The 25,676-nt window shown below is 62.0% G+C and carries 19 protein-coding genes; 2 read left to right on the top strand and 17 right to left on the bottom strand.

What is annotated here, in order from left to right:
- Positions 1-38: 38 nt before the first annotated feature.
- From BUE15_RS03020 to BUE15_RS02980, 9 genes are all read right to left on the bottom strand, one after another.
- Positions 39-1,547: an efflux transporter outer membrane subunit gene (locus BUE15_RS03020; RefSeq protein WP_073281235.1), complete on the bottom strand. Its 1,509-nt coding sequence runs from the start codon at positions 1,545-1,547 to the stop codon at positions 39-41.
- A gap of 2 nt (positions 1,548-1,549) precedes the next feature.
- A complete protein-coding gene (locus tag BUE15_RS03015; RefSeq protein WP_073281234.1) occupies positions 1,550-4,777 on the bottom strand; it encodes an efflux RND transporter permease subunit in 3,228 nt (1,075 codons plus the stop codon).
- Positions 4,778-4,961: 184 nt separating this feature from the next.
- A complete protein-coding gene (locus tag BUE15_RS03010) occupies positions 4,962-6,125 on the bottom strand; it encodes an efflux RND transporter periplasmic adaptor subunit (protein ID WP_073281233.1) in 1,164 nt (387 codons plus the stop codon).
- 49 nt (positions 6,126-6,174) lie between these two features.
- Positions 6,175-6,441 carry a hypothetical protein gene (locus BUE15_RS03005; RefSeq protein ID WP_073281232.1) on the bottom strand — a complete coding sequence of 89 codons (267 nt, stop codon included), beginning with the start codon at positions 6,439-6,441 and terminating at the stop codon, positions 6,175-6,177.
- Between the two features lie 131 nt (positions 6,442-6,572).
- Positions 6,573-7,949, bottom strand: a complete 1,377-nt coding sequence (locus tag BUE15_RS03000; RefSeq protein WP_073281231.1) for a sensor histidine kinase — start codon at positions 7,947-7,949, stop codon at positions 6,573-6,575.
- The gene (locus BUE15_RS02995) at positions 7,949-8,626 is read right to left on the bottom strand and encodes a response regulator transcription factor (protein ID WP_073281230.1); all 678 of its coding nucleotides are present in this window, start codon (positions 8,624-8,626) and stop codon (positions 7,949-7,951) included. The genes BUE15_RS03000 and BUE15_RS02995 overlap by 1 nt, the downstream gene beginning before the upstream one ends.
- Before the next feature lie 129 nt (positions 8,627-8,755).
- Positions 8,756-10,792, bottom strand: coding sequence for an excinuclease ABC subunit UvrB (uvrB, locus tag BUE15_RS02990; RefSeq protein ID WP_073281229.1), 2,037 nt, complete (start codon positions 10,790-10,792; stop codon positions 8,756-8,758).
- A gap of 221 nt (positions 10,793-11,013) precedes the next feature.
- Positions 11,014-12,666 carry an outer membrane beta-barrel protein gene (locus BUE15_RS02985; RefSeq protein WP_073281228.1) on the bottom strand — a complete coding sequence of 551 codons (1,653 nt, stop codon included), beginning with the start codon at positions 12,664-12,666 and terminating at the stop codon, positions 11,014-11,016.
- The gene (locus BUE15_RS02980) at positions 12,647-13,300 is read right to left on the bottom strand and encodes an RNA polymerase sigma factor (protein WP_170865175.1); all 654 of its coding nucleotides are present in this window, start codon (positions 13,298-13,300) and stop codon (positions 12,647-12,649) included. The genes BUE15_RS02985 and BUE15_RS02980 overlap by 20 nt, the downstream gene beginning before the upstream one ends.
- 352 nt (positions 13,301-13,652) lie before the next feature.
- Here BUE15_RS02980 and wrbA point away from each other — a divergent pair, with 352 nt between their 5' ends.
- The gene (gene wrbA, locus BUE15_RS02975) at positions 13,653-14,267 is read left to right on the top strand and encodes an NAD(P)H:quinone oxidoreductase (protein WP_073281227.1); all 615 of its coding nucleotides are present in this window, start codon (positions 13,653-13,655) and stop codon (positions 14,265-14,267) included.
- A gap of 326 nt (positions 14,268-14,593) precedes the next feature.
- The gene (locus BUE15_RS02970) at positions 14,594-17,170 is read left to right on the top strand and encodes a TonB-dependent receptor (protein WP_073281226.1); all 2,577 of its coding nucleotides are present in this window, start codon (positions 14,594-14,596) and stop codon (positions 17,168-17,170) included.
- A 27-nt stretch (positions 17,171-17,197) separates the two neighbouring features.
- Here the strand turns inward: BUE15_RS02970 and BUE15_RS02965 are convergent, their stop codons facing one another.
- The 8 genes from BUE15_RS02965 to BUE15_RS02930 form a co-directional block, all read right to left on the bottom strand.
- Entirely contained in the window at positions 17,198-17,947 is a 750-nt protein-coding gene (locus tag BUE15_RS02965) for a shikimate dehydrogenase family protein (RefSeq protein WP_073281225.1), read from the bottom strand.
- Between the two features lie 112 nt (positions 17,948-18,059).
- Positions 18,060-18,716 carry a DedA family protein gene (locus BUE15_RS02960; RefSeq protein WP_073281224.1) on the bottom strand — a complete coding sequence of 219 codons (657 nt, stop codon included), beginning with the start codon at positions 18,714-18,716 and terminating at the stop codon, positions 18,060-18,062.
- Positions 18,717-18,836: 120 nt separating this feature from the next.
- Entirely contained in the window at positions 18,837-19,493 is a 657-nt protein-coding gene (locus BUE15_RS02955; protein ID WP_073281223.1) for a spermidine synthase, read from the bottom strand.
- 60 nt (positions 19,494-19,553) lie between these two features.
- Entirely contained in the window at positions 19,554-20,921 is a 1,368-nt protein-coding gene (locus BUE15_RS02950) for a PQQ-dependent sugar dehydrogenase (RefSeq protein WP_073281222.1), read from the bottom strand.
- Between the two features lie 335 nt (positions 20,922-21,256).
- Positions 21,257-22,090 (bottom strand): phosphosulfolactate synthase, encoded by an 834-nt coding sequence (locus tag BUE15_RS02945; protein WP_073281221.1) that lies wholly within the window; start codon positions 22,088-22,090, stop codon positions 21,257-21,259.
- 147 nt (positions 22,091-22,237) lie between these two features.
- Positions 22,238-23,635, bottom strand: coding sequence for a tetratricopeptide repeat protein (locus tag BUE15_RS02940; RefSeq protein WP_073281220.1), 1,398 nt, complete (start codon positions 23,633-23,635; stop codon positions 22,238-22,240).
- Positions 23,636-23,845: 210 nt separating this feature from the next.
- Positions 23,846-24,838 (bottom strand): NAD-dependent epimerase/dehydratase family protein, encoded by a 993-nt coding sequence (locus tag BUE15_RS02935; protein WP_073281219.1) that lies wholly within the window; start codon positions 24,836-24,838, stop codon positions 23,846-23,848.
- Between the two features lie 60 nt (positions 24,839-24,898).
- Positions 24,899-25,669: a tyrosine-protein phosphatase gene (locus BUE15_RS02930; protein ID WP_073281218.1), complete on the bottom strand. Its 771-nt coding sequence runs from the start codon at positions 25,667-25,669 to the stop codon at positions 24,899-24,901.
- Positions 25,670-25,676: the final 7 nt, after the last annotated feature.

Below are 25,676 nucleotides of genomic sequence, written 5' to 3'. Positions count from 1 at the left end.
TTAGTAGCACGGCCATTCCAGGAAGGGCAGCAGAAAAACTATGGCTGTTGCCAGCCGCCGCCCAGGGCGCGGTAGAGATTCACACTTTGCAGTAGCTGGGCCTGCCGGGCTTCGGCCAGACTCAGCTCGGCCTCCAGCACACTGCGCTGGGCCGTAATAACTTCCAGATAAGAAGCATAGCCGGCCACGTACAAGTCGTTGGCCGTAGCCACGCCTTTGGTGAGCAGGTCTACTTCCTGCTGGCGGAGTGCGGCGGCGGAGCGGTAGTTTTCCAGGCCCTTCAGCCCGGTCACGACTTCGCGAAAGCCGGTTTGCAGGGTTTTCTGGTAGAGGTAGTAGGTTTCGAGGTTGGCCGCAACGGCAGTGCGCTGGTCGGCTTTGAGCTGGCTCCGGTTGAGAATGGGCCCGGCCAGCCCGGCTATTGCCCCGAATGCCAACGACGACGGATCGAACAGCATATTGCTGCGGAAAGCATTGAACCCGACGTAGGGCGTGAGCGTGAGTGAGGGCAGGAAAGCGGCGCGGGCTGCATCTACGTCGGCGCGGGCGGCCTGCAGGTCCAGCTCGGCCTGGCGCACATCGGGGCGGCGGAGCAGGGAGGCCGAGGGCAGGCCCGCTCCGAGGCGAGCGGGTAGCGTCTGCTGGGGCAGGGCCGCGCCGCGAGCAATAGGTTGCGGGTAGCGGCCGAGCAGCTGGTTGATGGCGGCTTCGGTTTCGGTGATGCGCTGGCGGGTTTCGTAGGACAGGCTTTCGGTGCGCAAGGCCTGGGCCTCAAACTGCTGCACGGCCAGCTCGGTGGCGCGGCCGGCCTGCTTCTGAATTCGCATAACCCCCAAAGCCTTCTGCTGCAGGCCTACGTTGCGCTGCAGCACGGCCAGCTGGTTGTCGTAGGTGAGCAGCTCGTAGTAGAGCCGCGCTACTTCGGCCACCACGTTGGTCGTCACAAAGTTGCGCCCCTGCTCCGACGACAGAACCCGCAGATACGCAGCTTTGCGGCGGCTCTTGAGCTTGCCCCACACATCTATTTCCCAGGAGCTGCGCAGCCCCACGAAGAAATCCGGCGTGAGCGGGCCCGGAATCCGCTGCCCGCCTTCAATATTCGGCGACAGGTTGGTGTCGAAGTTGCCTACGCCGTTGAGCGTGTAGCGGCCGTACCGGTCGGCGCCGGCCGAGCCCACGGCCGACACGGTGGGCAGTAGCGCCCCGCGCCGGGCCAGGTAGTTGGCCCGAGCCATTTCGACGCGCTGCACGGCAATGCGCAGATCCAGGTTTTGCTGCAGCGCGGTGTCAATCAGGGCCGCCAGCGCGGGGTCGGCGAAGAATTGCCGCCACGGCAGGGCGCCGGCACTCAGCGTATCGGCGGGCGGGGTGGTGGGCAGCGCACCGCCCGCCGTAGTTGCAGCCACGGCAGACGGCCCCTGCGGGGTGGTGGCAAAAGCAGCAGGCAGCGCCACACTGGCTTTGGGCTCCGTGGGAGCCGCCACGCGGCAGCCGGAGGCCAAAGCCAGTACAGTAAGACCGGAAACTATAGCAGAATGCAGACGCATACTTATTTGATGAAATGAACAGGTTCGCCGGCGGGCACGGCCGCACCGTTGAGACGATGCTGGGCCGTGGGCAGTGCCGGCGTTTCGTCGGCTTCTTCGGGGTCAGCATCGGGGTTTTTCGGCTTTTCGAGGCTGGCGAACAGCACGTACAGGCCCGGAATCAGGACCATGCCGAACAGCGTGCCGATGAGCATGCCGCCCGCCGCCGCCGTCCCGATGGAGCGGTTGCCAAGGGCACCGGCCCCACTGGCAATTACCAGCGGAATCAGGCCCGCAATGAAGGCGAAAGACGTCATCAGGATGGGCCGCAGACGCGACACGGCACCTTCGATGGCCGCATCGAGCACGGAGGCTCCCTGGCGGCGGCGCTGCTCGGCAAACTCGATGATGAGAATGGCGTTTTTGCCCAGCAGACCAATCAGCATAACCAGTGCCACCTGGGCGTAGATGTTGTTTTCCAGCCCCAGTAGCTTCAGGCTCAGGAAAGCCCCGAATACGCCGGTGGGCAGGCTCAGCAGCACCGGCAGCGGCAGCAGCAGGCTCTCATATTGGGCGGCCAGCAGCAGATACACGAAGATGAGTACCACGCCGAACACGTACAGGGCCTGGTCGCCGCTCAGGATTTGCTCCCGCGTCATGCCACTCCATTCGTAGTCGTAGCCGCGGGGCAGTTCCTTGGCCGCTACCCGCTCGATGGCGCTGATGGCGTCGCCGGACGAGAAGCCGGGGGCCGCATCACCATTGACCATGGCCGAGGTGTACATGTTGTAGCGCGTGAGCTGGTCGGGGCCGAAAACACGCTCCAGCTTCACGAAAGTGGAGAAAGGCACCATTTCGCCCCGGTCGTTTTTCACGTGCAGGGCCAGCACGTCCTCGGGGCGGCCGCGGTACTCGGGCGAGGCCTGCACCATCACCTTATACATCTGCCCGAACCGGATGAAGTTGGAGGCGTAGTAGCTGCCCATCAGGGTTTGCAGCGTGCTCATGGCCTTATCGATGGTGACGCCCTTCTTGGCGGCCATGTCCTGGTCGACGTGGATGAGGTACTGCGGGAAGTTGGGGTCGAAGCCGGTGAAAGCTCCGTTGATGGCGCCCTCCTTGTTGAGCGCCGTGAGAAAAGTCTGGGCTACGTCGGCGGTTTTCTGCAGGTCGCCGGTGCCGGATTTGTCGAGCAGGCGCAGCTCGAAGCCGCTGGAGTTACCGAAGCCGGGCACGGTGGGCGGCGGCAGAAACTGGATGCTGGCGTCGCTGATGCCTTTGGTTTTCTCTTCCAGCTGCGCAATCATATCCTGCACCGACTCTTCGCGCTGGTCCCAGGGCTTGAGGTTAATCATGCCCATGCCGTAGCTGGAGCCCGCCACTTCGTTCACGAGGCTGTAGCCGGCCAGCGTCGAAACGGATTCAACTGGTCCGAGGTCCTGGGCAATTTTCTGCACCTGGGCCAGCACCTGCTCGGTGCGTTCCACGGTGGCGCCGGCGGGCGTGGTCACGTTCACGTAAATCATGCCCTGGTCTTCGGTCGGGATGAAGCCGGAGGGCAGCACGCGGCTCACGCCCCAGGTAGCCCCGAAAAACAGCAGGAGCATGCCCAGCGTGACGACGCGGCGGCCCGCCACGCCGCGCAGCAGGCCCTGGTAGCGGCCGGCCATGGCTTCGTAGCGGCGGTTGAAGCCGGCGAAGAAGCGGCCCATCATGCTTTTCGGCTTTTCACCTTCAGCCAGCGGCGTGTGCCGCAGCATAATGGCGCACAGGGCCGGCGTGAGGGTCACGGCATTGACGCCGGAAATGACAATGGCAATGGCCAGCGTGAGCGAAAACTGGCGGTAGAACACGCCCACCGGGCCATCCATGAACGATACGGGGATAAATACCGCCGACATCACCAGCGTAATGGCCACCAGCGAGGAGCTGATTTCGCGCATGGCCTCAAAGGTGGCAGCCCGCGCCGGCAGGTGCTTTTCCTGCATTTTGGCGTGCACGGCCTCCACCACCACAATGGCGTTATCGACCACAATACCGATGGCCAATACCAGCGCGAACAGCGTGAGCAGGTTGATGGAGAAGCCCAGCACCTGCATGAAAAACAGCGTACCAATCAGGGCCACGGGCACGGCCAGCGCCGGAATCAGGGTGGAGCGGAAGTCCTGCAGGAAGATGTACACAATCAGGAACACCAGCAGGAAGGCCTCGACCAGCGTGCGGAGCACCTCGTGAATGGAGGCGTCAAGGAAGCGCGACACGTCGTAGGAGATGCTGTAGGTCATGCCGGGCGGGAAGCTGGTGCCTTTCAGCTCGGCCATGCGGTTTTTCACGCCGTCGATTACCTCGGAGGCGTTGGAGCCGGGGCGCTGCTTGAGCATGATGGCCGCCGAGGGCCGCCCGTCAATCTTGGAAGACATGCCGTAGGTGAGCGAGCCGAATTCTACTTCCGCCACGTCGCGCAGGCGCAGAATGGAGCCATCGGCGCCGGAGCGCACCACAATGTTGCGGTACTGCTCGGGCTCGAACAGCTTGCCGGTGTAGCGCAGCACGTATTGCAGCACCTGCGCCTGGCGGCCCGAGCTTTCCCCCGACTTGCCGGGCGCGGCCTCCACGTTCTGGGCCCGGATGGCTTCCACCACTTCGTCGGTGCCCACGTTGTAGGCGGCCATGCGGTCCGGCTTCAGCCACACGCGCATCGAGTATTCGCGCGAGCCCATGATTTCGGCAAAGCCCACGCCATCGATGCGCTTGAGCTCCTGCAGCACGTTGATGTCGGCGAAGTTGTAGATGAACTTCTCGTTGGCCTTGGGGTCGTCGCTCATGATGTTGAGGTAGAGCAGCATGCTGTTCACCTCTTTCTCCGTCGTCACGCCCGCCTTGATTACTTCTTCCGGCAGCTCGTCGATGATGGTCGTGACGCGGTTCTGCACGCTCACGGCGGCCAGGTCGGGGTCGGTGCCTACTTTAAAGAACACCGTGATGAGCGTCACGCCGTTGTTGGAGCTCACCGACGACATATAGGTCATGCCGGGCACGCCGTTGATGGCGCGCTCCAGCGGCGTGGCCACGGCCTTGGCGCATACCTCGGCGTTGGCGCCCGTGTACTTGGCCGTCACCGTCACGGAGGGCGGCACGATGTCGGGGAACTGCGTGATGGGCAGCGTGAACAATGCCAGCACCCCGAGCAGCAGCAGAAACACGGAAATAACCAGCGAGAGAATCGGCCGGCGTATGAAAATATCAAACATAGGTAGGTGTGGCAAGGCAGCCGGAGTCCCTTCCTCAGCTCTCTGAGGAAGGGACGGCGTGATAAAAAAGCCAGGACCGGAAGCTGCTGCCGGCCGGTGTCATCCTGCACCGGACGGCTTGTCCCCCCTTTTCCACGGAGCAGGAAGCCCCGGCCCTGACTTTAGGCGGTTGAAGTCGTTGTCGTTAGTGCGCGACGGCCAGCACCGAGTCGGGCTGCACGAAGCGGGGCCGGATCTTCTGGCCGTTTTTCAGGCCCGTCGTGCCTTCGTACACGATTTTCTCACCCGGTTTCAGCCCGTCCTTCACCACGTAGAAGAGGCCGGTGCGGGTCTGGGGCTTGAAGTTGCGCATGTGCACCTGGTTGGCGCTGTCCACCACGTACACGTAGTTTTTGTCCTGGATTTCGAACACTGCCTTCTGGGGCACCAGCAGGGCCTCGGGCAGCTTGTTGGTGAGGCGAATCCGGCCCGAGGCGCCGTGCTTGAGCAGCTGCTTGGGGTTGTCGAAGCGGGCCCGGAAAGCCAGGGAGCCGGTGCTGGCGTTGAACTCGCTTTCGGTGGTTTCGATGTGGCCGGCCAGCGGGTAGAGCGAGCCATCGGCCAGCGTCAGCGACACCGAATCGGTGTGGCGCTCGGGATGGCGCTGGCGTGCTTTCACGTACTCCAGGTATTCGCCTTCGGCCACGTTGAAGTACGCAAACACCGAGCGCAGGTCGGATACGGTCGTCAGCAGCGTGCCTTCTTCCACCATGCTGCCCACTTTCAGCGGAATCCGGTCGATGATACCATCAAACGGCGCTTTTACCAGCGTGAAACCGAGCTTGAGGCGGGCGGCGGCTTCCTGGGTACGGGCATCGGCCACGCGGGCGTCGGCATCCTTCACCTTGGTCTGGGAAAGGGCCAGCTCGGTTTTGGCAATGACGTTTTTATCGACGAGCAGCTTCACGCGCTCCATTTCCAGGCGGGCGGCGCGGGCCTGAGCCTCTGCCCCCGAAACTGTCGCGCGGGCCTGGTTGAGCTGGTTCTGGTAGGCGCTGGCATTGATGCGGAACAGCGGCTGGCCCTTCTTCACGGTCCGGCCTTCGTCTACATAAATGTGCTCCAGAAAACCGCCCACCTGGGCGCGCACTTCCACGTTGCGCACGGCCTGCACATCGGCTACATACTCATGGAACAGCTCCTGCTCCGAGAATTTGAGCGTGGTAACCGGCAGTACCGGCGCGGCCTCAGCCGCCGCCGACTGGTCTTTGCCGTCGGCGGTGCAGCCGGCCAGCAGCGCGGCTCCCAGTAGTACAGGCAAGCCCTGACGCAAGGTGGCGGTAAGCGCAGGGAAAAGAGAAGAGGTCATGGATTGGGTAAATGGATGACAGAGAAGCAAGGGGGCGCCAGCGGCGGGCTCAGGGCTCGACGAGGGCCGAAGTGGTAGTGACGGCCGTAGATTGCAGCGTCAGCAGGAGGCTGTCCTGGCGCTGGTGCGAGGACTGGCAGCGGGCCAGCAGGCGCTGGGTCATGTGTAGCTCAGCCTCCGTTTCCGACAGGTCTTCCTGCACGTCTTCGGCTTCCGGAGTGCGGTACAGCAGAAACGCGTTCAGCCCCACCGACAGCACAACGGCCAGGGTGAGGAGGTACAGCAGGAAATTGATGGGCCGGGGCTCAGAGGTCATCGTCGGGTGACTGATTTACCTCACAAAGGACCTGCCCCGACATTAAAACGAGATGAGAAGCAGATTAGAAGATATTAAATCCTGCTTCCGGCGCTGATTTAGCCGATTGGCCGCCGACTTTGCCTACGTGCCTACTGCGCCGACGCCGGCAGCCACACGGTAGCGGTAGTACCCTCCCCTACTACCGACGCGAGTTCCAGCCGGCCGCCGTGGCGCTGCACTATCTTCTGGGTGAGCGGCAGGCCCAGCCCGTAGCCGGGGCGGCTAACGGCGCCGGAAGCCCGGTACAGCGGCTCATAAATGCGCTTTAGCTCCTCGGGCGAGAGGCCAGGGCCGGTATCGATAATGCGGACGCGCAACGTATGGGCATCGGCATAGGCCAGCTCGGCCCGCACCGGCCCTGCCGAGTATTTGCAGGCATTGTCGAGCAGATTGAGCAGGGCCGTGGTCAGCAGCTGCGCATTGCCGGGCACCATAAACACGTCCGATTCGTCTGCCTCAGGCAATTCCCCGAACACCAGCCGCAGCTCCCGGCCCGGGTAGTTGACGCGGACGTAGTCCAACGCCTGGCTCAGGCACTCATCGAGGCGCACGGGCACCGGGGCCGGCAGCGCGCCATCTATCTTGACCAGCGCCAGCAGGCTGTTGGTGAGGCCGTGGAGGTGACGGGCGGCTTCCAGACTTTCGCTCATGCTTTGCCGGGCTTCTTCCAGCGTCTGGTCGTAGGTGAGGGCGGTTTCCAGCGTGCCCATGAGCGTGGTGAGCGGTGTGCGCAACTCGTGCGAGGCGTGCGACAGGAAGCTTTTCTGCGACTCAAACGCCTGCTCCAGCCCGGCCAGCATGACGTTGAAGGTCATGGCCAGCTGGGCCATTTCGTCGCGGCGGTTGCCTTCGTGGAGGCGGCGGCCCAGGTTGGAGGCCGAAATACGCTCGGCCTGCCGGATGATGCGCGCCACCGGCCGCAGCGCCGAGCCGGAGAAATACCAGCCCGCCAGAATGGTGAGAGCCAGCGCGCCCACGTTGCCTACCAGCAGCAGCAGCCGCACGCGGTCCAGCTGCGCCCAGCCCATCCGGTCCACGGCCGAAACAAAGATGTAGTAGAAGCTGCCCTGGTGCTCATAGGCCAGCCCGATGGCTTCGCGCTTGAGCCCAATCGTAAACAGCAGCGGCTTGCCCGGCTTCAGGCGCTTCAGCCGGAGCAGATTGGGCGCCTGGTTGATGGCATCGGCACTGCTGTAGCGCAAATCCCCCGATGGGCCATAAATACTGATTTCCTCTCCGGCAATTGTGAGCAGGTCGCCGCGCCGGATGCTGCCCAGGTTGCCGGTGGCCAGCTTGCCGGTGCGCACCAGCAGCCGCCCCGACAGCGTCGCGGCATTTTCCAGGCGGTGCTCGAAGCGCTGCCGGCGCGTGGTGGCGTAGAAGTAGTAGATAAACGCCGAAAAGCTGACCTGAATGGCCAGCACCAGCAGCGTAAACCGCAGCATCAGCTTGTTGCGGATCAGCATCAGCCCTCGCGCATTACGTAGCCCATGCCCACCACCGTATGTATCAGCTTGGGCGAAAAGTCACGGTCCAGCTTTTTGCGCAGGTAGCTCACGTACACGTCGATGACGTTGGTGCTGGTATCGAAATCCAGCTCCCAGACCCGCTCGGCAATATCCACCCGGCTCACGATTTTGCCCCGGTTCAGCAGCAGATGCTCCAGCAGCGCGTATTCCCGCGTGGTCAGGTCGATGCGCTGGCCGTTGCGGGTCACTATTTTGGAGTCGAGGTTGAGCTCCAGGTCGGCCATGCGCAGCACCTGGCGGTTGGGCTCGTTGGCGGAAGCGCGCTTGGTGAGGGCACGGGCCCGCAGCAGCAGCTCCTTGAAGGCAAACGGCTTGGCCAGATAGTCGTCGGCGCCGGCTTCAAAGCCCGTCACCTTATCATCGAGCGAGTCGAGGGCCGTGAGCAGCAGAATGGGCACCTGCCGGTCGGTTTCCCGGATGCGGCGGCACAGCTCGAAACCGTTCAGATACGGCAGGTTCACGTCCAGAATCACCAGGTCGTAGGGCTGCTGCTGAAACAGCGAGTCGCCCATGCGGCCATCGTAGCCGATGGTCAGCTCGTAGCCTTCGTGCTCAAACCCTTTTTTCACGAACGAAGCCAGCTTGGGCTCGTCTTCAACCAGCAGTATTTTCATAGAAGCCGCAGCCTAATAGCTCCACCAAAGTACGCCAACCGGCTGGTAACGGCTGTACTGCCTGGGCCCAGAACGCAAAAAGCCCCGGCGGGGCGGCCGGGGCTTTGCGTAGCGAAAGGAAACAAGCTGTTACTCCCGCTTCGTTTTCAGTACCTGCTTCAGGGCGGCCAGCTCGTCGCGGAGCTTGGCGGCCGTCAGGAAGTCGAGGTCCTTGGCGGCAGCTTCCATCTGCTTTTCGGTCTGCTTGATGAGCTTCTCCAGATCCGGCCGGTTCATCATCGACACCACCGGCTCGGCGGCAATGGCCAGCGCCCCATCCGTATCGGGGCCAGCGTAAGCAGCGCCCTCCTGGATGCGGTAATCCGACAGCGACGTTTGCTCCATGATGGCCTCCCGGCTCTTGCGCACGGTGCGCGGCGTGATGCCGTGCTCCTGGTTGTAGGCCAGCTGGGTGGCGCGGCGGCGGTTCGTCTCATCAATGGCGCGCTGCATGGAGCCCGTCATCCGGTCGGCGTACATGATGACTTTGCCCCGGTCGTTTCGGGCGGCGCGGCCCATGGTCTGAATCAGGCTGCGCTGGTCGCGCAGGAAGCCTTCCTTGTCAGCATCCAGAATGGCGACGAGGCTTACTTCCGGCAAGTCGAGGCCTTCGCGGAGCAGGTTCACGCCAATCAGCACGTCGATTTCGCCGAGGCGCAGCTGCCGCAGTATCTCTACCCGGTCCAGGGTTTTCACGTCGGAGTGCACGTAGCTGGACTTGATGCCGAGGCGCTCCATGTACTTCTGCAGCTCTTCGGCCATGCGCTTGGTGAGCGTAGTCACGAGCACCCGGTCGCCCATTTTCACGCGGTTATCTACCTCGTCCAGCAGGTCGTCAATCTGGTTGGCGCTGGGGCGCAGGTCAATTTCGGGGTCGAGCAGGCCCGTAGGCCGGATAATCTGCTCCACAATGATGCCGTTGGACTGCGTCAGCTCGTAGTCAGCCGGCGTCGCCGACACGTACACGGCCTGCTGAAACATGCTTTCAAACTCGTTGAAAGTCAGCGGACGGTTATCGAAGGCCGAGGGCAGGCGGAAACCATACTCGATTAGGGCCGTTTTGCGGCTCCGGTCGCCGCCCCACATGGCCCGGATCTGGGGCATGGTGGCGTGGCTTTCGTCTACTACCAGCAGGTAGTCTTTGGGGAAATAGTCGAGCAGGCAGAACGGGCGGCTGCCGGGCTGGCGGCCATCGAAGTAGCGCGAGTAGTTCTCAATGCCGGAGCAGTAGCCCAGCTCCCGAATCATTTCCAGGTCGAACTCGGTGCGCTCCATGATGCGCTTGGCCTCGGAGTCGCGCCCCTCCTTCTCGAAGTAGGCATGCTGCTGCACCAGATCAAACTGAATTTCCTTGATGGCCTGGTTGAGCGTGTCCTTGCCGGTCACGAACAGGTTGGCCGGGTACAGCGTCACCGATTTTTCGTCGGACAGCTTCTTGCCGCTCTGCGGGTCAATCTTGTGGATGGCCTCGATTTCGTCGCCGTAGAAGAAGATGCGGTAGGCGTAGTCGGCGTAGGCCGGAAACACGTCCACGGTGTCGCCTTTCACGCGGAAGCTGCCGCGCGTAAACTCCATTTCGGTGCGCGAATACAGAATCTGGACAAACTGGTAGAGCAGGTTGTTGCGCGAGTACCGCAGCCCGGGAGCCATGTAAATCACGTTTTTGCTGAACTCCTCGGGGTTGCCGATGCCGTAGATGCACGACACGGACGCCACCACAATGACGTCGCGGCGGCCCGAGAGCAGCGTGGAGGTGCAGTGCAGCCGCAGCTTCTCGATTTCCTGGTTGATGGCCAGGTCTTTCTCGATGAACACGTCGGTGCTGGCAATGTAGGCCTCGGGCTGGTAGTAGTCGTAGTAGCTGATGTAGTACTCGACGGCGTTGTTGGGGAAGAACTGCTTGAACTCGCCGTAGAGCTGGGCGGCCAGCGTTTTGTTGTGGCAGAGTACCAGGGCCGGCTTGCCGGTTTCGGCAATAACGTTGGCCATGGTGAAGGTTTTGCCCGTGCCCGTAGCGCCCAGCAGCACCTGCGCCGGCTCGCCGTTGTTGATGCCTTCCACCAGCTGAGCAATGGCTTTGGGCTGGTCGCCGGTAGGCTTGAATTCCGAGGTGAGTTGATACTTCATGCAGCAGGAAAAAGGATAGCCGGCAGGGCCGGCGGCCGGCAGAAAAGCCAGCCTAGCATAACTGTGTTAGCAAAGTGTAGGTTTCCCGGGAAACAAAAAAACCTGTCCGGCGAGCGGACAGGTTTTCGGAATCATTACTGGGCGTTTGCGGGCGAGAAGCTACGCGCAGGCCAGCAGGGCAGTCGGAGAGGAAACGTGCGTCGATATCGTTCGGGCTGAGGTTACCGGCGGGCTACCGGCGCGGCTTTCACGTTGCCGAACTCCACGCTGGCTTCCATGCCAATGGCGTAGGGGCGGCCCTGGCGCAGCAAACTCTGCGTCGGGTTGGCGTTGAGAGTGGTCAGGCCGGCTTCCAGATCGGGGCCGAGGGCCAAGCTCCAGGAGGCCGCCGCCGGCCGGAACCGGACCCCGGCTCCACCGTGCAGCGAGGCCAGCACCTTGCGGTAAGGCGAGTCGGCGGAGGCCAGCGAGTAGACGCGGGTGGCTTCGGGCACGCCTTCGAGCTCCGTGCGGGAGCCCAGCAGCACGTTTACGGCCGCGCCCAGCTTGGCATAAATCGACCAGCCCTGTTTGGCGTCGGTGGTGTAGCGCACGCTCACGGGCAGGCTGGCGGTGCGGTAGCGGTAGTTCACGTTGCGCAGCGGCATGTTGTAGCGCGGCGGTATGTTGTTGCCCACCGAAGCCGGGGGCGAGTAGAACGCCGCCGCCGTCGATTTGCCATCCAGGAAATACCAGGAAGTGGCGGAGCTGGCTTCCTGCTGTGCCACGGCCAGACCAGCCGCCAGCGCCCAGTTGTCGTTCAGCGAGTAGTCGGCGGTGAGCGAAACGCGCTGCCCCAGGCCCGCCTGCAGGTTGTCGCGGTACTCGGCGGCGGCCGCGTCGTACGCGTCGCCGGAAGTTTTTATCGACGATAAGTCCGCGTAGCTGACCGACGGGGAAGTAGCGGTGCCTTTGGCAAAATTGGCGTTGGGGTTGAAAGCCGAGGCCGCATAAGCAGCGTTCAACTTCCAGCGCCGCGGCTTCGTGGTTTGCGGCTCGTTTTCTTCGGCCAGCACTTCTTCCTCGGGCTCAGCGGCCGCCAGCAGGCTGGCAGACTGCGCCACCGGCTGCAGCATTTCGGGACGGCCGAAGCCGGCCAGGCCACCCGGCAGCTTCGCGGTACGCGTCAGTAGTCCATCGGCAAGGCTGCTACCGCCCACTGCCATACCGGAAGTGCCGGCCGTGGCGGTGGCACCCGTGGAGGACGAAGTAAGGCTGTAGCCGTCCTGCAGCAACTCCGAGCCAAGGGCGCTGACGCCGCGCTGGCCGCTATTCAACCCCAGGCTGTGCTCGGCGCTGCCAGCCGTGTTGCGGCGGCGCCCCAGGCTCAGCAGGTCCTGCACCCGGCTGCCCAGGTCACTGGCAGCCGTTTCGCCCGAGACGGAGCGCGCGGCACGGGCCGCACCGAATTGATGGCCGCCGTTGCCGGAGGCTGCTAAGGCTCCCTGCTGGCTGTAGGCCGAAGCAGCGCGGCGAGTGGCCGAGCCGGGTACGACCTCCCCTCCTACCGACGAGCCGGATGAGGCTTCGCGGTAGGCTGGCGTAGTAGTGGTAGCCACGCCCGTTTGAGCACCTGGGGCAGTGGCAGTGGGCTGGAAGCTGAGCCAGGTGCCGCCGCCGGCCAGCAGCAGCAGTGAAGCCGCCGCCGCCCAGCGGTAGCCCAGCAGCCGCCGACGGTAAGTTTCGTTTTGCTGCACCAGCAGCTCATGGTCGAGCTGCTCCCAGAGGCTGGCGCGTGGTGCTACCTCTGCCTCCGCGAACTTCTGCCGGAACAGGTGTTCCAGGTCGCCGGTAGGCCGGGGGTCGGGGGTATTGTTAGGAGCGGAAGTGGCCATGCTTGGATTGCGCGTCGAGACGCTCGACTTTAGACTTCAAAATTGCCCGTGCCCGGGAGTACTGTGATTTGCTGGTGCCTTCGGAAATACCCAGCATTTCGCCGATTTCCTTGTGTCCGTAGCCTTCGATGGCAAACAGGTTGAACACCATGCGGTAGCGCGGGGCCAGCTCCTGCACCATAGCCAGCAGGTCTTCGAACCCGTAGTTGGACAGCGTGAACTCCTCGCCGGCCAGCTCTTCCGGGTATTCGCCTTCGCTGACGGCCACCAGGGGGGCATTGCGGCGGTGCTGGCGCAGGGCCGCATTCACCATGATACGGCGAATCCAGAATTCGAGCGGACACTCGCGGCGGAAGCTGCCCAGGTTGCGAAACACCGTGACAAAGCCTTCCTGCAGCACGTCTTCGGCCTCGAACGTGGTCTGGGCGTAGCGCAGGCACACGGCCATCATCCGGCCCGCAAACCGCTCGTAGAGGTATTTCTGCATCAGGCGGCTGCCGGCTAAGCAGCCGTCTATCAGCTCGGCCTCGCTTAACTGGGAAGGCGGAATGAGGGGGCGCACGGCGGGAGGTGGCGGGGTGAGAGCCTCGGACGAAGCCGGCGCACCGGCCAGCAGACCCCGCAACCCGCTCATGGGTTGCAGTGCCGATGAAAGCGCCCTCACTGCCTTGCCCGGCCTGCGGCGCCGGAGCCGTGCGTAGGGGCGGACATACCCTGGGGAAGGGGCTGCGCGCGCACAATAGAGCTAGGATACATAAGCAGAAACGAGGACAGGAAAGATAACACGTGCGCCGGCAAACCGACGACATCCCCAAGAGCCCGCCGCCGCCGCCAACGGTTGCATGCGCCCATCCCGATTTTTAAAATATAGCCTCCCGGGCTTTTTTCTGCACCACACATCTGGCGTGGAGACGGGGCACGCACCTTATAGTGCCGAGCTACCGTATGCCTCGCACTGGCTTTCTGTTTCCTTAACCCACATTCCCATGAAAACCCTGGTTCTGTTTTACTCCACCTACGGCCACGTCTACAAGATGGCGGAAGCTGTAGCCGAAGGCGCCCGCGAAGTAGAAGGCAATGAAGTAACCATCAAACGAGTACCCGAAACCCTGCCTCAGGAGCTGCTGGACCAGATTGGTGCCACGGAAGCTCAGAAAGCCTTTGCCCACATTCCGGTGGCTACGCCCGAGGAGCTGACCGACTACGACGCCATTCTGGTGGGAGTGCCTACGCGCTACGGCAACATGTGCGGTCAGATGCAGGCGTTCTGGGATGCCACGGGCGGCCTATGGGCCAAAGGGGCGCTGGTGGGCAAAGTAGCCGGGGCTTTCGTGAGCACCGCCACCCAGCACGGCGGCCAGGAAACCACCATCCGGGCGGTGCATACCATGCAGCTGCACCATGGCTTTATACTGGTGGGCCTGCCCTACGCGTGGCAGGGCCAGATGGGCCACCACGAAATGACGGGCGGCACGCCGTATGGCGCCAGCACCGTGGCCGGCGGCCAGGGCGAGCGGCAACCCAGCGGCAACGAGCTGGAAGGGGCCCGCTACCAGGGCCGACACACCGCCGAAATAGCCCGCAAGCTGGCCGCCAAATAGGCTATATAGCACATTATGCTTTGGTTTTCGCGGGTTTTTAGTAGGTTTGCTGCCAGAAAAAAAGCTTTTATCCCGCACACCTCTGCAACATTACTCAGCCACCCCATCCAGGGTGGCTGTTTTTTTTGTCCCTGTCCTGCCCCAGTGATGTGCAACCCTGGCCTTGCCTGCTGTGACCCTGGCTCAACCAGCTGCTCTTACCGTTCGGGTGGCTCCTACAACGCTTCGTCCCGGCTCTCCAACGGTTCGGCACATTTTGCTTTCAGCTTTGCCGGAAAGCCGGTCTATTTGCACCACTCCAGCGCCCTTTTCCACCTTACTACATCATGAAAAACCTGTATCTGCCGCTATACTTATCCGGGCTGCTGACACTGCCCGCCCTGGCCCAGACCCCGGCCGCACCTGCCGGCCAACGCCCGCCGGCAGCGCCCGGCTCCGCCCCGGCTCCTCGCCTGAGTTTGCCGGAAGCGCCGAAGGGCAACGGCCGCCTTACCGGTGCGGTACTGGATGCAGCCACCAAAAAGCCGGTAGAGTTTGCCACCGTGGCCCTGCTCCCAGCCGACAGTGAGCGGCCTATTGATGGCACGGCTGCCGATGAGCGGGGCCGGTTTGTGCTGAAAGGGCTGGCCGCCGGGGCCTACCGCCTGCAGGTAACCTTCGTGGGCTATGGCGCGCAGGTGCAGAACGTAACCGTGACGGACGGCACCGTGGACGTGGGCAGCGTGCTGCTGACTTCGACCGCGCAAAAGCTGGGCGAAGTAACCGTGACCGGGGAGCGGGACATGGTGGAAACCAAGCCGGACCGCATCGTCTACAACGCCGACCGGGACCTGACCAATACGGGCGGTACCGCCGCCGATGTGCTGCGCAAAGTGCCTCTCGTGAACGTAGACCCCGATGGCAACGTGGAGCTGCGCGGCACTTCCAACGTGCGCGTGCTCATCAACAACAAGCCCTCCGGCATTGTGGCCTCTTCCGTGGCTGATGCCATGAAGCAGATTCCGGCCGACCAGATTAAGACCGTGGAGGTGATTACGACGCCTTCGGCCAAGTATGACGCGGAAGGAACGGGCGGCATCATCAACATCACGCTCAAGAAAAACAACCTGGAAGGCACCAACGGCAGCCTGGGCGTGGCGGGCGGTACGCGCAGCTCCAATGCCAACGCCTCGCTGAACGTGCGGCGCGGCAAAATCGGCATCAACAGCTCGGCCAGCGGCTTCATGTTCTACAGCCCCAACCGCAACGACCTGACCCGGAGCGTGCGCGACGAGCAGGGCCTGTTCGAGCAGTCGCTCCGGCAGGAGGGCGACGGGTTTACGCTGGGCGGCGGCGGCTTCGGGCGGCTGGGTTTCGACTTCGACCCCAACAAGTACAACAACCTTAATCTGAGCGTGCAGGGCAGCCTGTTCCGCAATAAGGGCGACTACGATCAGTTCAACCAGCTGGCCAACATTCCGGCCTTTACGCGCGCCACCGACCGCAACTTCCGCACCCAGAGCTACGATGTGAGCGGCTCCTACACGCGCACCTTCGAGGGCAAGCCCAAGCGCGAATGGAGCCTGCTGGGCCAGCACACCCGCAACCGCAACACCCAGCGCTACGACCTGGACCAGTTTCCGGGCCGCGCCACGGAGGGCGAACGAAGCTACCGCGAAGGCAGCGACAACCTCAGCCGCAACCTCGAAACCACGCTCCAGACCGATTACACGCATCCGCTGTCGGAAACCGCGACGCTGGAAGCCGGCGCCAAAGGCATTCTGCGCCGCGTGAGCAGCGACTACGACGTACAGACCGACCCCACCGGCAACAGCCAGCTGGTGCGCAGCGCCGAGCGGTCCAATACCTTCGACTACGACCAGAACGTGCTGGCGGCTTACGCCACTTACGGGTTCAGCCTGAGCAAAAAGGTAAGCACGCGGCTGGGCGCCCGCCTCGAGCACACCGACATCGAAGGGCGCTTTCAGCAGGGTGAAGCCAGCACGTTCACGCAGAACTACACCAACCTGCTGCCCAACGTGAGCCTGAGCTACCAGCCCGGCAAACCCGGCCAGACGGTGCGCCTGGCGTACTCCCGCCGCATTCAGCGCCCCCAGATTTTCTACCTGAACCCGTTCGTCAACGCTTCCGACTCGCTCAACATCAGCTACGGCAACCCGCGCCTGAACCCGGAGTTTACGGACAGCTACGAGCTGAACTATACCACCTTCATCAAAGGCACCGTGCTCAACGGCTCGGCCTATGTGCGGCGCACCGGCAACGCTATTGAAACGGTGCGGTTTGTGGATGAGAATGGCGTGCAAAACCAGACGTTCCGCAATATCGGGCGCAACGCTACGTACGGCGTAAGCTTGTTCGGCTCGGTGAAGCCGGTGCCGAAGTGGGACCTGAGCGGCAACCTCAACTTCTACTACGTGACGCTGCGCAGCCCCGCCCTCGACCTGACCGGCGCGGCCCTCGACAACAGCGGCCTGATGTACAACCTCAACCTCAACTCCAGCTACAAATTCGCCAAGTTCGATGATGCGGAAGCGGCCAGCTGGCAGCGCGGTCTGGCGCTGCAGTTCTTCGGGGGCCTGAACTCGCCGCGCATTCAGCTGCAGGGCCGGCAGGCCGCCTGGACGTTCTACTCGGTGGGCCTGCGCAAGAGCCTGCTCCAGGACAAAGCCGACCTGACACTCAGCGCCGACAACTTCCTGCGGGCTACGCGCAACCTGAACACCATCCTGGAAACGCCCCAGTTCACGCAGGAAAGCAACAACTATATCTACATGCGCGGCGTGCGGCTGGCCTTCAACTACCGCTTCGGCAAGATGTCGGCGCAGCCCCAGAAGCGCCGCAAAGGCATCCAGAACGATGACACCAAGCAGGGTGAAAGCGGCCAGGGCCAGCAGGGCAACTAAACAGTAAGCGGGCAGTGCGCTGCCCGCTTACTGCTGCCCGTTCCAGATTTTCCAGGCTTCCTCGGCCTGCAGGCACAGCATCTCGAACCCGTTTTTGGTTTGGGCGCCGGCCGCCTGCCCGCGCTTCATGAATTCGGTTTCGCTGGGGTTATAAATCAGGTCGTAGAGATAGTGCTGGCTGCTGAGCACTTCATAGGGCAGCGGCGGGCACTGGTCCAGGTCGGGGTAGGTGCCCAGCGGCGTGGCGTTGATGATGAGAGCGTGCCCGGCAAGAATGCGCGGCGTCAGCTCGTCGTAAGTCAGGCCGTTGCTCATGCTGTTCCGCGACACCACCCAATAGCCGATTCCCAACTCCCGTAGGGCCGTTTCCACGGCTTTGGAAGCACCACCGCTGCCCAGCACCAATGCCCGCAGCTCCGCCGGAACAGGCCGGGGCAGAAAGTCGCGCAGCGAGTTGCGGAACCCCACATAGTCGGTGTTGTGCCCGATAAGGCGCCCATCAGCCGCAAACTCAATAACATTCACGGCCCCAACCCGGGCGGCGGAAGGTGCCACCTCGTTCAGAAACGGCCAGACCTGCTCCTTATACGGAATAGTCACGTTGAGGCCCCGCAAGCCGGGGCGCTGGGCCAGCAGTTGCGGCAGCTCATGGATGGTGGGCAGCTCAAACAACTCGTACTGATGATCGAGCAGGTCGAGGTTCTGGAATTTCTGGGTGAAGTACGTCTGCGAGAAGGAATGCTTCAGGGTGCGGCCGATAAGCCCGAATTCAGACATGGGATAGAAGGATAAAATGGGACATGAAGCAACAAAAAAAACCGCCCCGGCCAAAGCGGCCGGAGCGGTTTCTCGAAATGTTAGCATTGGTTCTGCTTAGGGCGCAGTGCCGCTAGGCTACGGGTGCTTTTGGAGCACGGCGGGACTTCACGAACTCAACCACGGCCGGCAGCACCGACAGGCCAATGATGGCCAGCACGACCAGCGAAAAGTTTTTCTGTACCACTTCCAACTGCCCGAAGTAGTAGCCGGCCAGCGTCAGGGACGTTACCCACAGCACCGCGCCTATCACGTTATACGACAGAAACTTGCTGTAGCTCATGGTGCCCACACCAGCCACGAAGGGCGCAAACGTGCGAATGATGGGAATGAAGCGGGCCAGAATAATGGTTTTGGCGCCGTGCTTCTGATAGAAAGCCTGCGTTTTTTCGAGGTGCTCCCGCTTCAGGAACCGCGAGTTTTCGCGGAACACGCGCGGCCCCAGATAGTCGCCGATGTGGTAGTTGAGCGTGTCGCCGAGGATGGCGGCCACAATCAGCAGGCCCATCATGGCCCACACATTCAGGGGGGAGCCGGGCAGCGCAGCCAGTGAGCCGGCCGCAAACAGCAGCGAGTCGCCGGGTAGGAAAGGCAGCACCACCACGCCGGTTTCCACAAAAATGATCAGAAACAGGATGACGTAGGTCCAGGCACCATAGTCCTGGATAATCTCAGCCAAGTGCTTGTCGAGGTGGAGAATGAAGTCGAGCAGATGCTGCAGAATTTCCATGCGGAAGAGTAAGAGTGGCTTATAGAACTACAAAGAAAGCAGAAAGCCGGTGGAGTAGCGCCAGCGCCCGGCGCATTGAGAGGCAAACTCTCTGAAACCGGAGCTGCGGCTTATGTCGGCTCAGGGCTTACGCAGCACCAGCAGCCGGTTGAGCGCCTCCACTTCTATTTCCCTCACCGCAAAGCCCAGTTGGGCCAGATATTCTGTGAGCTCCTGCTCCTCTACGGCCAGCGGCGCGGAGGTAAGCGTATTGAACAACACCTGCCCGCCCGGCTTCAGCGCCCGCCAGACGTGCTGCCAGCACTCGGCCTGCTGCAGGCCCGCCGGCAGTTCCAGATCCACGAACAAGTCGATAATAATCAGCCCGAACTCGGCCGTAGGCGCAGTGCGAAGCCAGACGAAGGCATCGGCGCACACAATATGCAGATTAGCAGCGGGGCGGATTCTGAACTCTTTATCAGCCAGCGCAATGATGGTAGGGTCCAGTTCCAGCGCCGTGATGGGCACGGCCAACTGCTTTTCCTGCCGCAGCGTCTGCACCACCGAGCCGCCACCCAGGCCCAGCAACAGAATGTGGCCGGCCTGCTCCGGCTCCACGAACAGCAACCCGTAGCGCAACACCTGCTGCAGTGTGCCATAAGAGTAGTTGGCGTGGCGCGTATCCAGCACCTTGCGGCCCCGATGCCACCGTACTTCCAGCGGCCCGCTTATCGGCGAGTGCACAATGCGGGTGAGCGGGAACAGGTAGCTGAGGTAGCGGCGCAGATGGTGAAGCATGATGCCGCAAGGTACAGCCGGTAGCTAAACCCTGCGGCATCATGCTTCACCATCTGCCGGCTATGCTCCGCGCCCCGGCTGCGCGGCTACCCGCCATACTTTGTTGCCGGCGTCATCCAGCACCAGCAAAGAGCCGTCGGGCATGGCCGTGACGCCCACAGGGCGGCCGTACACTTCTTTTTCGGCCGGATTGGCAACGAAGCCAGTTACGAAATCTTCCATGCCGCCCGTAGGCTTGCCATTGCTGAACGGCACAAACACCACTTTATAGCCCGAAAACTCCGAGCGGTTCCAGGAACCATGCTGCCCGATGAAGGCCCCGTTCTGGTACTTCGCAGGAAAGTTTTTACCCGAGTAAAAAGCCAGCCCCAGCGAGGCCGTATGAGAGCCAAGCGCCACATCGGGCACTACCGTTTTCTGCACCAGATCCGGCCGCTCACCCTTGCGTCGCGGGTCCTCTTTCGGGCCGAAATACGCGTAGGGCCAGCCGTAGAACGCGCCCGGCTGCACGCTGGTCATATAATCCGGCACCAGGTCGTCGCCGAGCTCATCCCGCTCGTTTACGGCCGTCCAGAGGGTTTTGGTACCGGGGGCCCAGTCCATGCCCACGGGGTTGCGCAGGCCGCTGGCGTAGATTTTCTCGCCGGTTCCATCGGGGTTTATTTCCAGGATGTTGGCCCGGCGCTGCTCGTTTTCCATGCCGTGTTCAGCCACATTAGAGCCCGAGCCTACGCTCACATAAATCTTGGAGCCATCGGCGCTGGCCAGCAGGTTGCGGGTCCAGTGGTTGTTGTAGCCGCCGGCGGGCAGGTCCAGTATTTTCTGGCCGGGACCCGTGATTTTAGTCTGGCCCGGCTTGTAGGCGTAGCGCACCACGCCATCGGTATTGGCCACGTAGAAGTAGTTGCCGAGCACGAGCATTCCCAAAGGCTGATTAAGCCCGCTCAGGAAGGTTTCGCGCACGTCGGGCTTGCCATCCTGATTGGTGTCGCGGAGCAGCGTGATGCGGTTGGCGCTGGTTTCCTTCAGCGACTTAGAGGGGTCGAGGTCCAGCTTGGCGGCTATCTTCTTTTTAGTCGTCGTCGGAATGGTGTTAGACTCGGCCACCAGTACGTCGCCGTTGGGCGTCACGTAGGCCCAGCGCGGGCTGTTGAAGTTGCCGGCATACTCGGTAACAACGAATCCGGCCGGCACTGTCGGCGTTTTGCCCGCCGGCCACCCGATTACGTGGCTGCGCTTGGTCACGGATTTGGTGGCAAACGGCTCCGGCAGCTGGGGCGCGGCGGCGCTGGAAGGCGCCACCGAATCAGGAGATTCTACCGCTTGGGCGGGTGTATTGGTCGGGGTATCGGTTTTGGGCTGGCCCTGATTGCAGCCAGCCAGCAGAAGCAGCGCCGCGGCCGGGCCCCACGAAAAAAGGTGTTTCATATCAGAGAAAGACAAATTCAGAATTATCTTCCTACTCTATCAGGCTGATATGGTTACACCGGCATTATAGTGTTGTTCGGTTCGCGCAGCGGGGTTTGGAGCGAGTACACAGCCACGTTGGGAAGTGGCCCACCGGAGAGACGGTCCTTGCGGGAATGAGCCTCCTGCACAAAACCGTTTCTTTCCAGCAGCATTATAAAAGCGGCCGCATTGAGCGCAATTGCCAAGTCGCTGCCTTCTCCGAAGTGCCTTCCAGGCAAAAACGGTCGGCTCCATCAGGAACCGACCGTTTTGCTTAGGTCGTCAAAAACGTTCAGCGCGACACCGCAGTGCGTTTAGCCGCGCGGCATAGACGTGCCGGGCTTGCCGGGCGTCTTCACTTCGGGCTTGAACATCTCATCCACGTTGTCCATGTCGAGGAAGTGCGTGAATGTGTCGCCGCGCAGACCCAGGCGGATGGTTTCGAGGCTCACAATTTCGTTGGGCGCAATGTTGCCCAGGTTCACGTTGGCTCCCAGCAGCTTGATAAACCACACCTGCTGGGCTTTCTGGGGTGCTTCCCACAGAATCTTTTCAAACGGAATCTGGGTCAGGATTTCTTCTACCAGTCCCGAGCGCACTTCGCCGGTGCTGCGGAACAAGCCTACGTTGCCGGCCTCGCGGGCTTCACCGATTACCTTCAGGGCGCCGGCTTCCAGCTCGGTTTTCATCTGCGAAATCCACTTGTAGGGCGGGATAATCTTCTCCGCGTCCTTCGAGCCCACTTCGCTCAGCACCTTCACATCTTTGGCCAGCATGCTGATGTATTCGAGCTTTTTGTCGTGCACCAGGTCAATGGAGCCATCGGATACTTCGGCGTATTCCATGCCGTATTCTTCCAGCAGGCGGCGGTAGTCATCGAACTGGTTGCGGATGATGAACGCCTCAAACAGCGTGCCCCCGAAGTACACCGGAATGCCGGCCTCTTTGTAGGCGGCCAGCTTGCGCTTGAGGTTGGGCGTCACGAAGGACGTGGCCCAGCCCAGCTTCACAATGTCGGTGTAGGGTGCTCCTACTTCCAGGAAATCTTCCACTTCGCGCACGCTCAGGCCTTTGTCCATTACCATGGTAAAGCCTTGCTCGCGGGGTTTTTCGGTGCGCTCGGGTAGCTGCGTGAGGTTGTAATTCATTCTGTAGAGTCTTGAGAGGCGGAAAGCAAGCCAGCGCGGCTGGCAGTTCCCGCAAAAAACAACGGGCGTAAAAGTACGCCTGAAATCCAGAAAGCCCACCCCCGAAAAGAAGCGGGCCGAACCAGTGACTGGTTCGGCCCGCTGCCTCTATTTGCGGTACTGGTCTATCAACCGGGCCAGCGCCTTCTGCGACTCCAGCTCCGGGAAATACTCGAATAGCAGCCGGTGCTTGTCGAAATCCAGGGTCAGAGCATTTTCCAGCGTTTCGTAGGCTTCGCGGTAGCGCCCGGCCGCCAGCAAGTAGGCGCATAGGCGGTAGTGTAGCTCGGCTTCGGCGGGCTGCACTTCAATGGCGTTGCGCATCAGGTCGATGGCACCCTGGAAATTGCCCTGCTCATAGAGCAGAATGCTCCAGTTCAGCCACACGTCTTTGCTGTCAGGAGCTACCTCGGAGGCTTTTTCGTAGGCTTCCAGCGCACTCACAATGTTGCCGACCTGATACTCGGCCGCGGCCAGCGCCAGCCAGTATTCCACGCTCTCAGCGTAGATAGTCACCGCTTTGCGGAAGAAGTGAATCGCCTCGAAATAGCGCTGCTGCTCGTTGAGAATAATACCAATCCCGAACCACGCCTCGTCCATTTCCGGCTCCAGGTCGATGGCTTTCTGGTAGAAGCGGCGCGAGGCATCCCACTCCCGCAGCTTCTCGTGGCACTCGCCAATGTTGCACAGCGCTTCCGGCGTGGGCTGGCCTTCGGGGTAGCTCTGCTCGAACTCTGCAATGGCGTCGCGGTAGCGCTCCTGGCTGACATACGTGCTGGCCAGGTAAGCATGCGCCTCATAAAATTTGGCATCGATGAGCAGGGCATAGTCGAAGGCCGCAATGGCTTTTTCCACTTGGTTTAAGCGGAAATGCGCCTGCCCCAGGTTGTACCACGCCACCGCCGAGTACGGGTCATCGTCGATGAAGCGCTGGAAAAACGGCAGGTGCTCTTCCAGCCGGCTGGTCACCTCCAAGCAATACAGCAGCTCCTGAATGGCCACGTCGTTGTCGGAGTTCAGGCGCAGGCTCTTCTTATAGTATTTGGCCGCACTCTTGAACTTCTGCCAGCTCTGATAAGCCAGACCTAAGTTGAAGTAGATATCGTCGCGGTCTGGAGCCCGCTCAGAAGCCTGCAGGAAAAAGGCCACGGCTTCCGCAAACTCGCCCTTCTGCGTCGCAATAATGCCGCGTGTTACGGCCACGTCGGGGTTGTCGGGGTCGAGCTGGGCTACGTTTTCAATCTGGGTGCTGGCGGCCGTATACTCGCCTTTCATGGCCAGCACCTGCGAGCGGTCAATCAGGAGCTCGGTGCTGAACGGGTATTGGGCAATGGCAGCTTCGCAGGCCTGCAGGGCCTGGTCGTATTGGGTGTTGGAAGTATAGTGGTCGATGATATTCTCGAAGTCGGCCAGGTCGAAAAAGACAGGTTCGTTCTGAGCCACCATCCGCTCAAACCGGCGTACGGTGTCCAATACTTCGTCCCGGTCCTCAAAATTTTCATTCATTCTCATGCAGCTACAATCAAGTGCCGGTACACCGTCAAAACGGCAGCCCCGGTAGGCCTATTGATGACCAAACCCCTTTTAGCAGGGTCTAGTGTCTAAGATACAACAACCGCACCGGAGCCACGCGGGTTCAGGCGGTGGCAGAAGGCGGAGCCGGCTACCAGCAATGACGCTTTTTAGCTGCTTATTCCCAATGCCGGGCGCATTTATTTACAGCTTCCGGCGCAGTTCGTGGCAGCACCACCCTATGGTTTCCGGCACCGGCCGAAACGCCAGCCCGGTGGCCTGCTGCACCTTTTCGGCGTGGTAGCGCACTGGTCGGCGGCCGGCGCGGGCCGTGTCTTTGGTGATGAGCGGCCGGGCCCCGGTCAGCATGGCGCGCAGGTGCTCCAGCCGCCAGATACCTTCGGCGGCCCAGTCGGGCACGGCCACCGTGGGTGGCTTTTTGCCAAAACATGCGGCGGCCTGGCTCAGAAACTCGCCCAAAGGCAGGCTGCCGCCACTCAGCACATACCGCTCGGCCGAAACGGGCAGTTCCAGCGTGAGCCGCAGCATCATGTCCACCACGTCGCGCACGTCTACCACGTTGATGCTGCCCGGCGTGTAGAAGCGGTGCTGTTGCCAGGCATACCGAAACAGGCGGGTGCTGCTCCGCTCCCAGTCGGCGGGGCCCAGTATCACGGAGGGGCACACCATCACGGCCTGCAACCCTTCTGAAATGCCGCGCCACACTTCCAGTTCAGCCAGGTATTTGGAGGTGGCGTAGGCCCCGTGCTCGGCGCCCAGGTCCCATTTGGTGTTTTCGTCGAGTACCTGCACTGCGTCGGCGGGCTGTCCTTCGGCCTCTGAAGCGCCGCCCAGCGCCGCCACCGACGATACCTGACACAGCCGAATGCCGGGCCGGTGCAGACAGGCATCCACGATGGCCGCCGTGCCTTCCACGTTCACCTGCAACAGGGCTTCTTCGTCCTGCGGGGCATACGACACCAGCCCGGCGCAGTGAAAAACGTGCGTCACGCCTTCCAAAGCAACCTGCAACAGCAGTGTGTCGCGCACGTCGCCTTCCACCCATTCTACGCCATCGGCTCCTGCCAGCACGGGTATCTGGCGGCGGTAGAGAGCCCGCACTGCCAGGCCGCGTGCTACCAGCGCCGGAATCAGGAAACTTCCCACAAGCCCGCTCCCACCGGTCACGAAGATCATATGACAACTATTGATTGTAAGGAGAGGCCAGCGCTGTACGGTTTGCGTTGATGGGTACGCCTACAGCGTATTATTCAATAAAGGCAGCGCCAGCAGTTTATGCATGTAGTCTGCTGGCAGCGCTTTGTCGCGTAGCGTGGTGGTGTGCTTGATGTTGTGCGCGTCGGTACCCACTAAGTCAACCAGGCCGGCATCGATAAGCTTTTCGGCCACTTTTTTGGCGCCCGAGGAGTAGTAGCCCGCCAGCGAATTCAGGTTGAGCTGCAACAGCGCGCCGTTTTCGCGCACCTTCACCAGATCCTCGAAGCGCCCATAGAAATAGGTGTACCGCTCCGGATGCGCCAGCACCGGCTGGTAGCCCATACTCTGTAGCCGGAATATCGTTTCGGCCAGGTTGAAAGGCTCATTGATATAGCTGGTTTCGAACAGCACATACCGTTTGTCACCGCCAAAAGTCAGCAACTCGTCGCCCCGGTCGAGGCGCGGGCCAAACCACTCATCCAAGTAGTACTCTGCGGCACATTCGAGCTGCATATCGGTTAGGCCTGCTTCGGTGGCAGCCTGCCGGACCACCGCCAGCGCCGCCCGGATGCCATCGGGAGTGTTCTTGTAGAAGTCCCCCATCACGTGCGGCGTCATGATCAGCTTGCGGTAGCCCAGCGCCCGCAACTCGCGCAGCAGGTCCAGCGACTGTTCCACGACTTCCGCTCCGTCATCTAGCCCGGGCAGCACGTGCGAGTGCATGTCGGTCCCGAGTACGGCCAGCGCGTCGGGCGCAAGGGCGGCGGGGCTTGCCTTCCGGCCGAAGAGTTTCTGGAATAATGAGGCCATGGTCTGC

It is taken from the genome of Hymenobacter psychrotolerans DSM 18569 (genome assembly GCF_900142395.1).
GTDB classification, from domain to species: Bacteria; Bacteroidota; Bacteroidia; order Cytophagales; family Hymenobacteraceae; genus Hymenobacter; species Hymenobacter psychrotolerans.
Note: the sequence above shows the minus strand (reverse complement) of the source record. Positions and strands in the feature narration are given on the sequence as shown.

What these genes read in the sequence shown, in the direction of transcription:
- BUE15_RS03005 (WP_073281232.1), bottom strand. Translation starts at nt 6,441, where the DNA reads ATGACCTCTGAGCCCCGGCCCATCAATTTCCTGCTGTACCTCCTCACC.
- BUE15_RS03015 (WP_073281234.1), bottom strand. Translation starts at nt 4,777, where the DNA reads ATGTTTGATATTTTCATACGCCGGCCGATTCTCTCGCTGGTTATTTCC.
- wrbA (WP_073281227.1), top strand. Translation starts at nt 13,653, where the DNA reads ATGAAAACCCTGGTTCTGTTTTACTCCACCTACGGCCACGTCTACAAG.
- uvrB (WP_073281229.1), bottom strand. Translation starts at nt 10,792, where the DNA reads ATGAAGTATCAACTCACCTCGGAATTCAAGCCTACCGGCGACCAGCCC.
- BUE15_RS02995 (WP_073281230.1), bottom strand. Translation starts at nt 8,626, where the DNA reads ATGAAAATACTGCTGGTTGAAGACGAGCCCAAGCTGGCTTCGTTCGTG.
- BUE15_RS02930 (WP_073281218.1), bottom strand. Translation starts at nt 25,669, where the DNA reads ATGGCCTCATTATTCCAGAAACTCTTCGGCCGGAAGGCAAGCCCCGCC.
- BUE15_RS02940 (WP_073281220.1), bottom strand. Translation starts at nt 23,635, where the DNA reads ATGAATGAAAATTTTGAGGACCGGGACGAAGTATTGGACACCGTACGC.
- BUE15_RS02950 (WP_073281222.1), bottom strand. Translation starts at nt 20,921, where the DNA reads ATGAAACACCTTTTTTCGTGGGGCCCGGCCGCGGCGCTGCTTCTGCTG.
- BUE15_RS03020 (WP_073281235.1), bottom strand. Translation starts at nt 1,547, where the DNA reads ATGCGTCTGCATTCTGCTATAGTTTCCGGTCTTACTGTACTGGCTTTG.
- BUE15_RS02985 (WP_073281228.1), bottom strand. Translation starts at nt 12,666, where the DNA reads ATGGCCACTTCCGCTCCTAACAATACCCCCGACCCCCGGCCTACCGGC.
- BUE15_RS02965 (WP_073281225.1), bottom strand. Translation starts at nt 17,947, where the DNA reads ATGTCTGAATTCGGGCTTATCGGCCGCACCCTGAAGCATTCCTTCTCG.
- BUE15_RS02970 (WP_073281226.1), top strand. Translation starts at nt 14,594, where the DNA reads ATGAAAAACCTGTATCTGCCGCTATACTTATCCGGGCTGCTGACACTG.
- BUE15_RS02955 (WP_073281223.1), bottom strand. Translation starts at nt 19,493, where the DNA reads ATGCTTCACCATCTGCGCCGCTACCTCAGCTACCTGTTCCCGCTCACC.
- BUE15_RS02945 (WP_073281221.1), bottom strand. Translation starts at nt 22,090, where the DNA reads ATGAATTACAACCTCACGCAGCTACCCGAGCGCACCGAAAAACCCCGC.
- BUE15_RS03010 (WP_073281233.1), bottom strand. Translation starts at nt 6,125, where the DNA reads ATGACCTCTTCTCTTTTCCCTGCGCTTACCGCCACCTTGCGTCAGGGC.
- BUE15_RS02980 (WP_170865175.1), bottom strand. Translation starts at nt 13,300, where the DNA reads ATGAGCGGGTTGCGGGGTCTGCTGGCCGGTGCGCCGGCTTCGTCCGAG.
- BUE15_RS02935 (WP_073281219.1), bottom strand. Translation starts at nt 24,838, where the DNA reads ATGATCTTCGTGACCGGTGGGAGCGGGCTTGTGGGAAGTTTCCTGATT.
- BUE15_RS03000 (WP_073281231.1), bottom strand. Translation starts at nt 7,949, where the DNA reads ATGCTGATCCGCAACAAGCTGATGCTGCGGTTTACGCTGCTGGTGCTG.
- BUE15_RS02960 (WP_073281224.1), bottom strand. Translation starts at nt 18,716, where the DNA reads ATGGAAATTCTGCAGCATCTGCTCGACTTCATTCTCCACCTCGACAAG.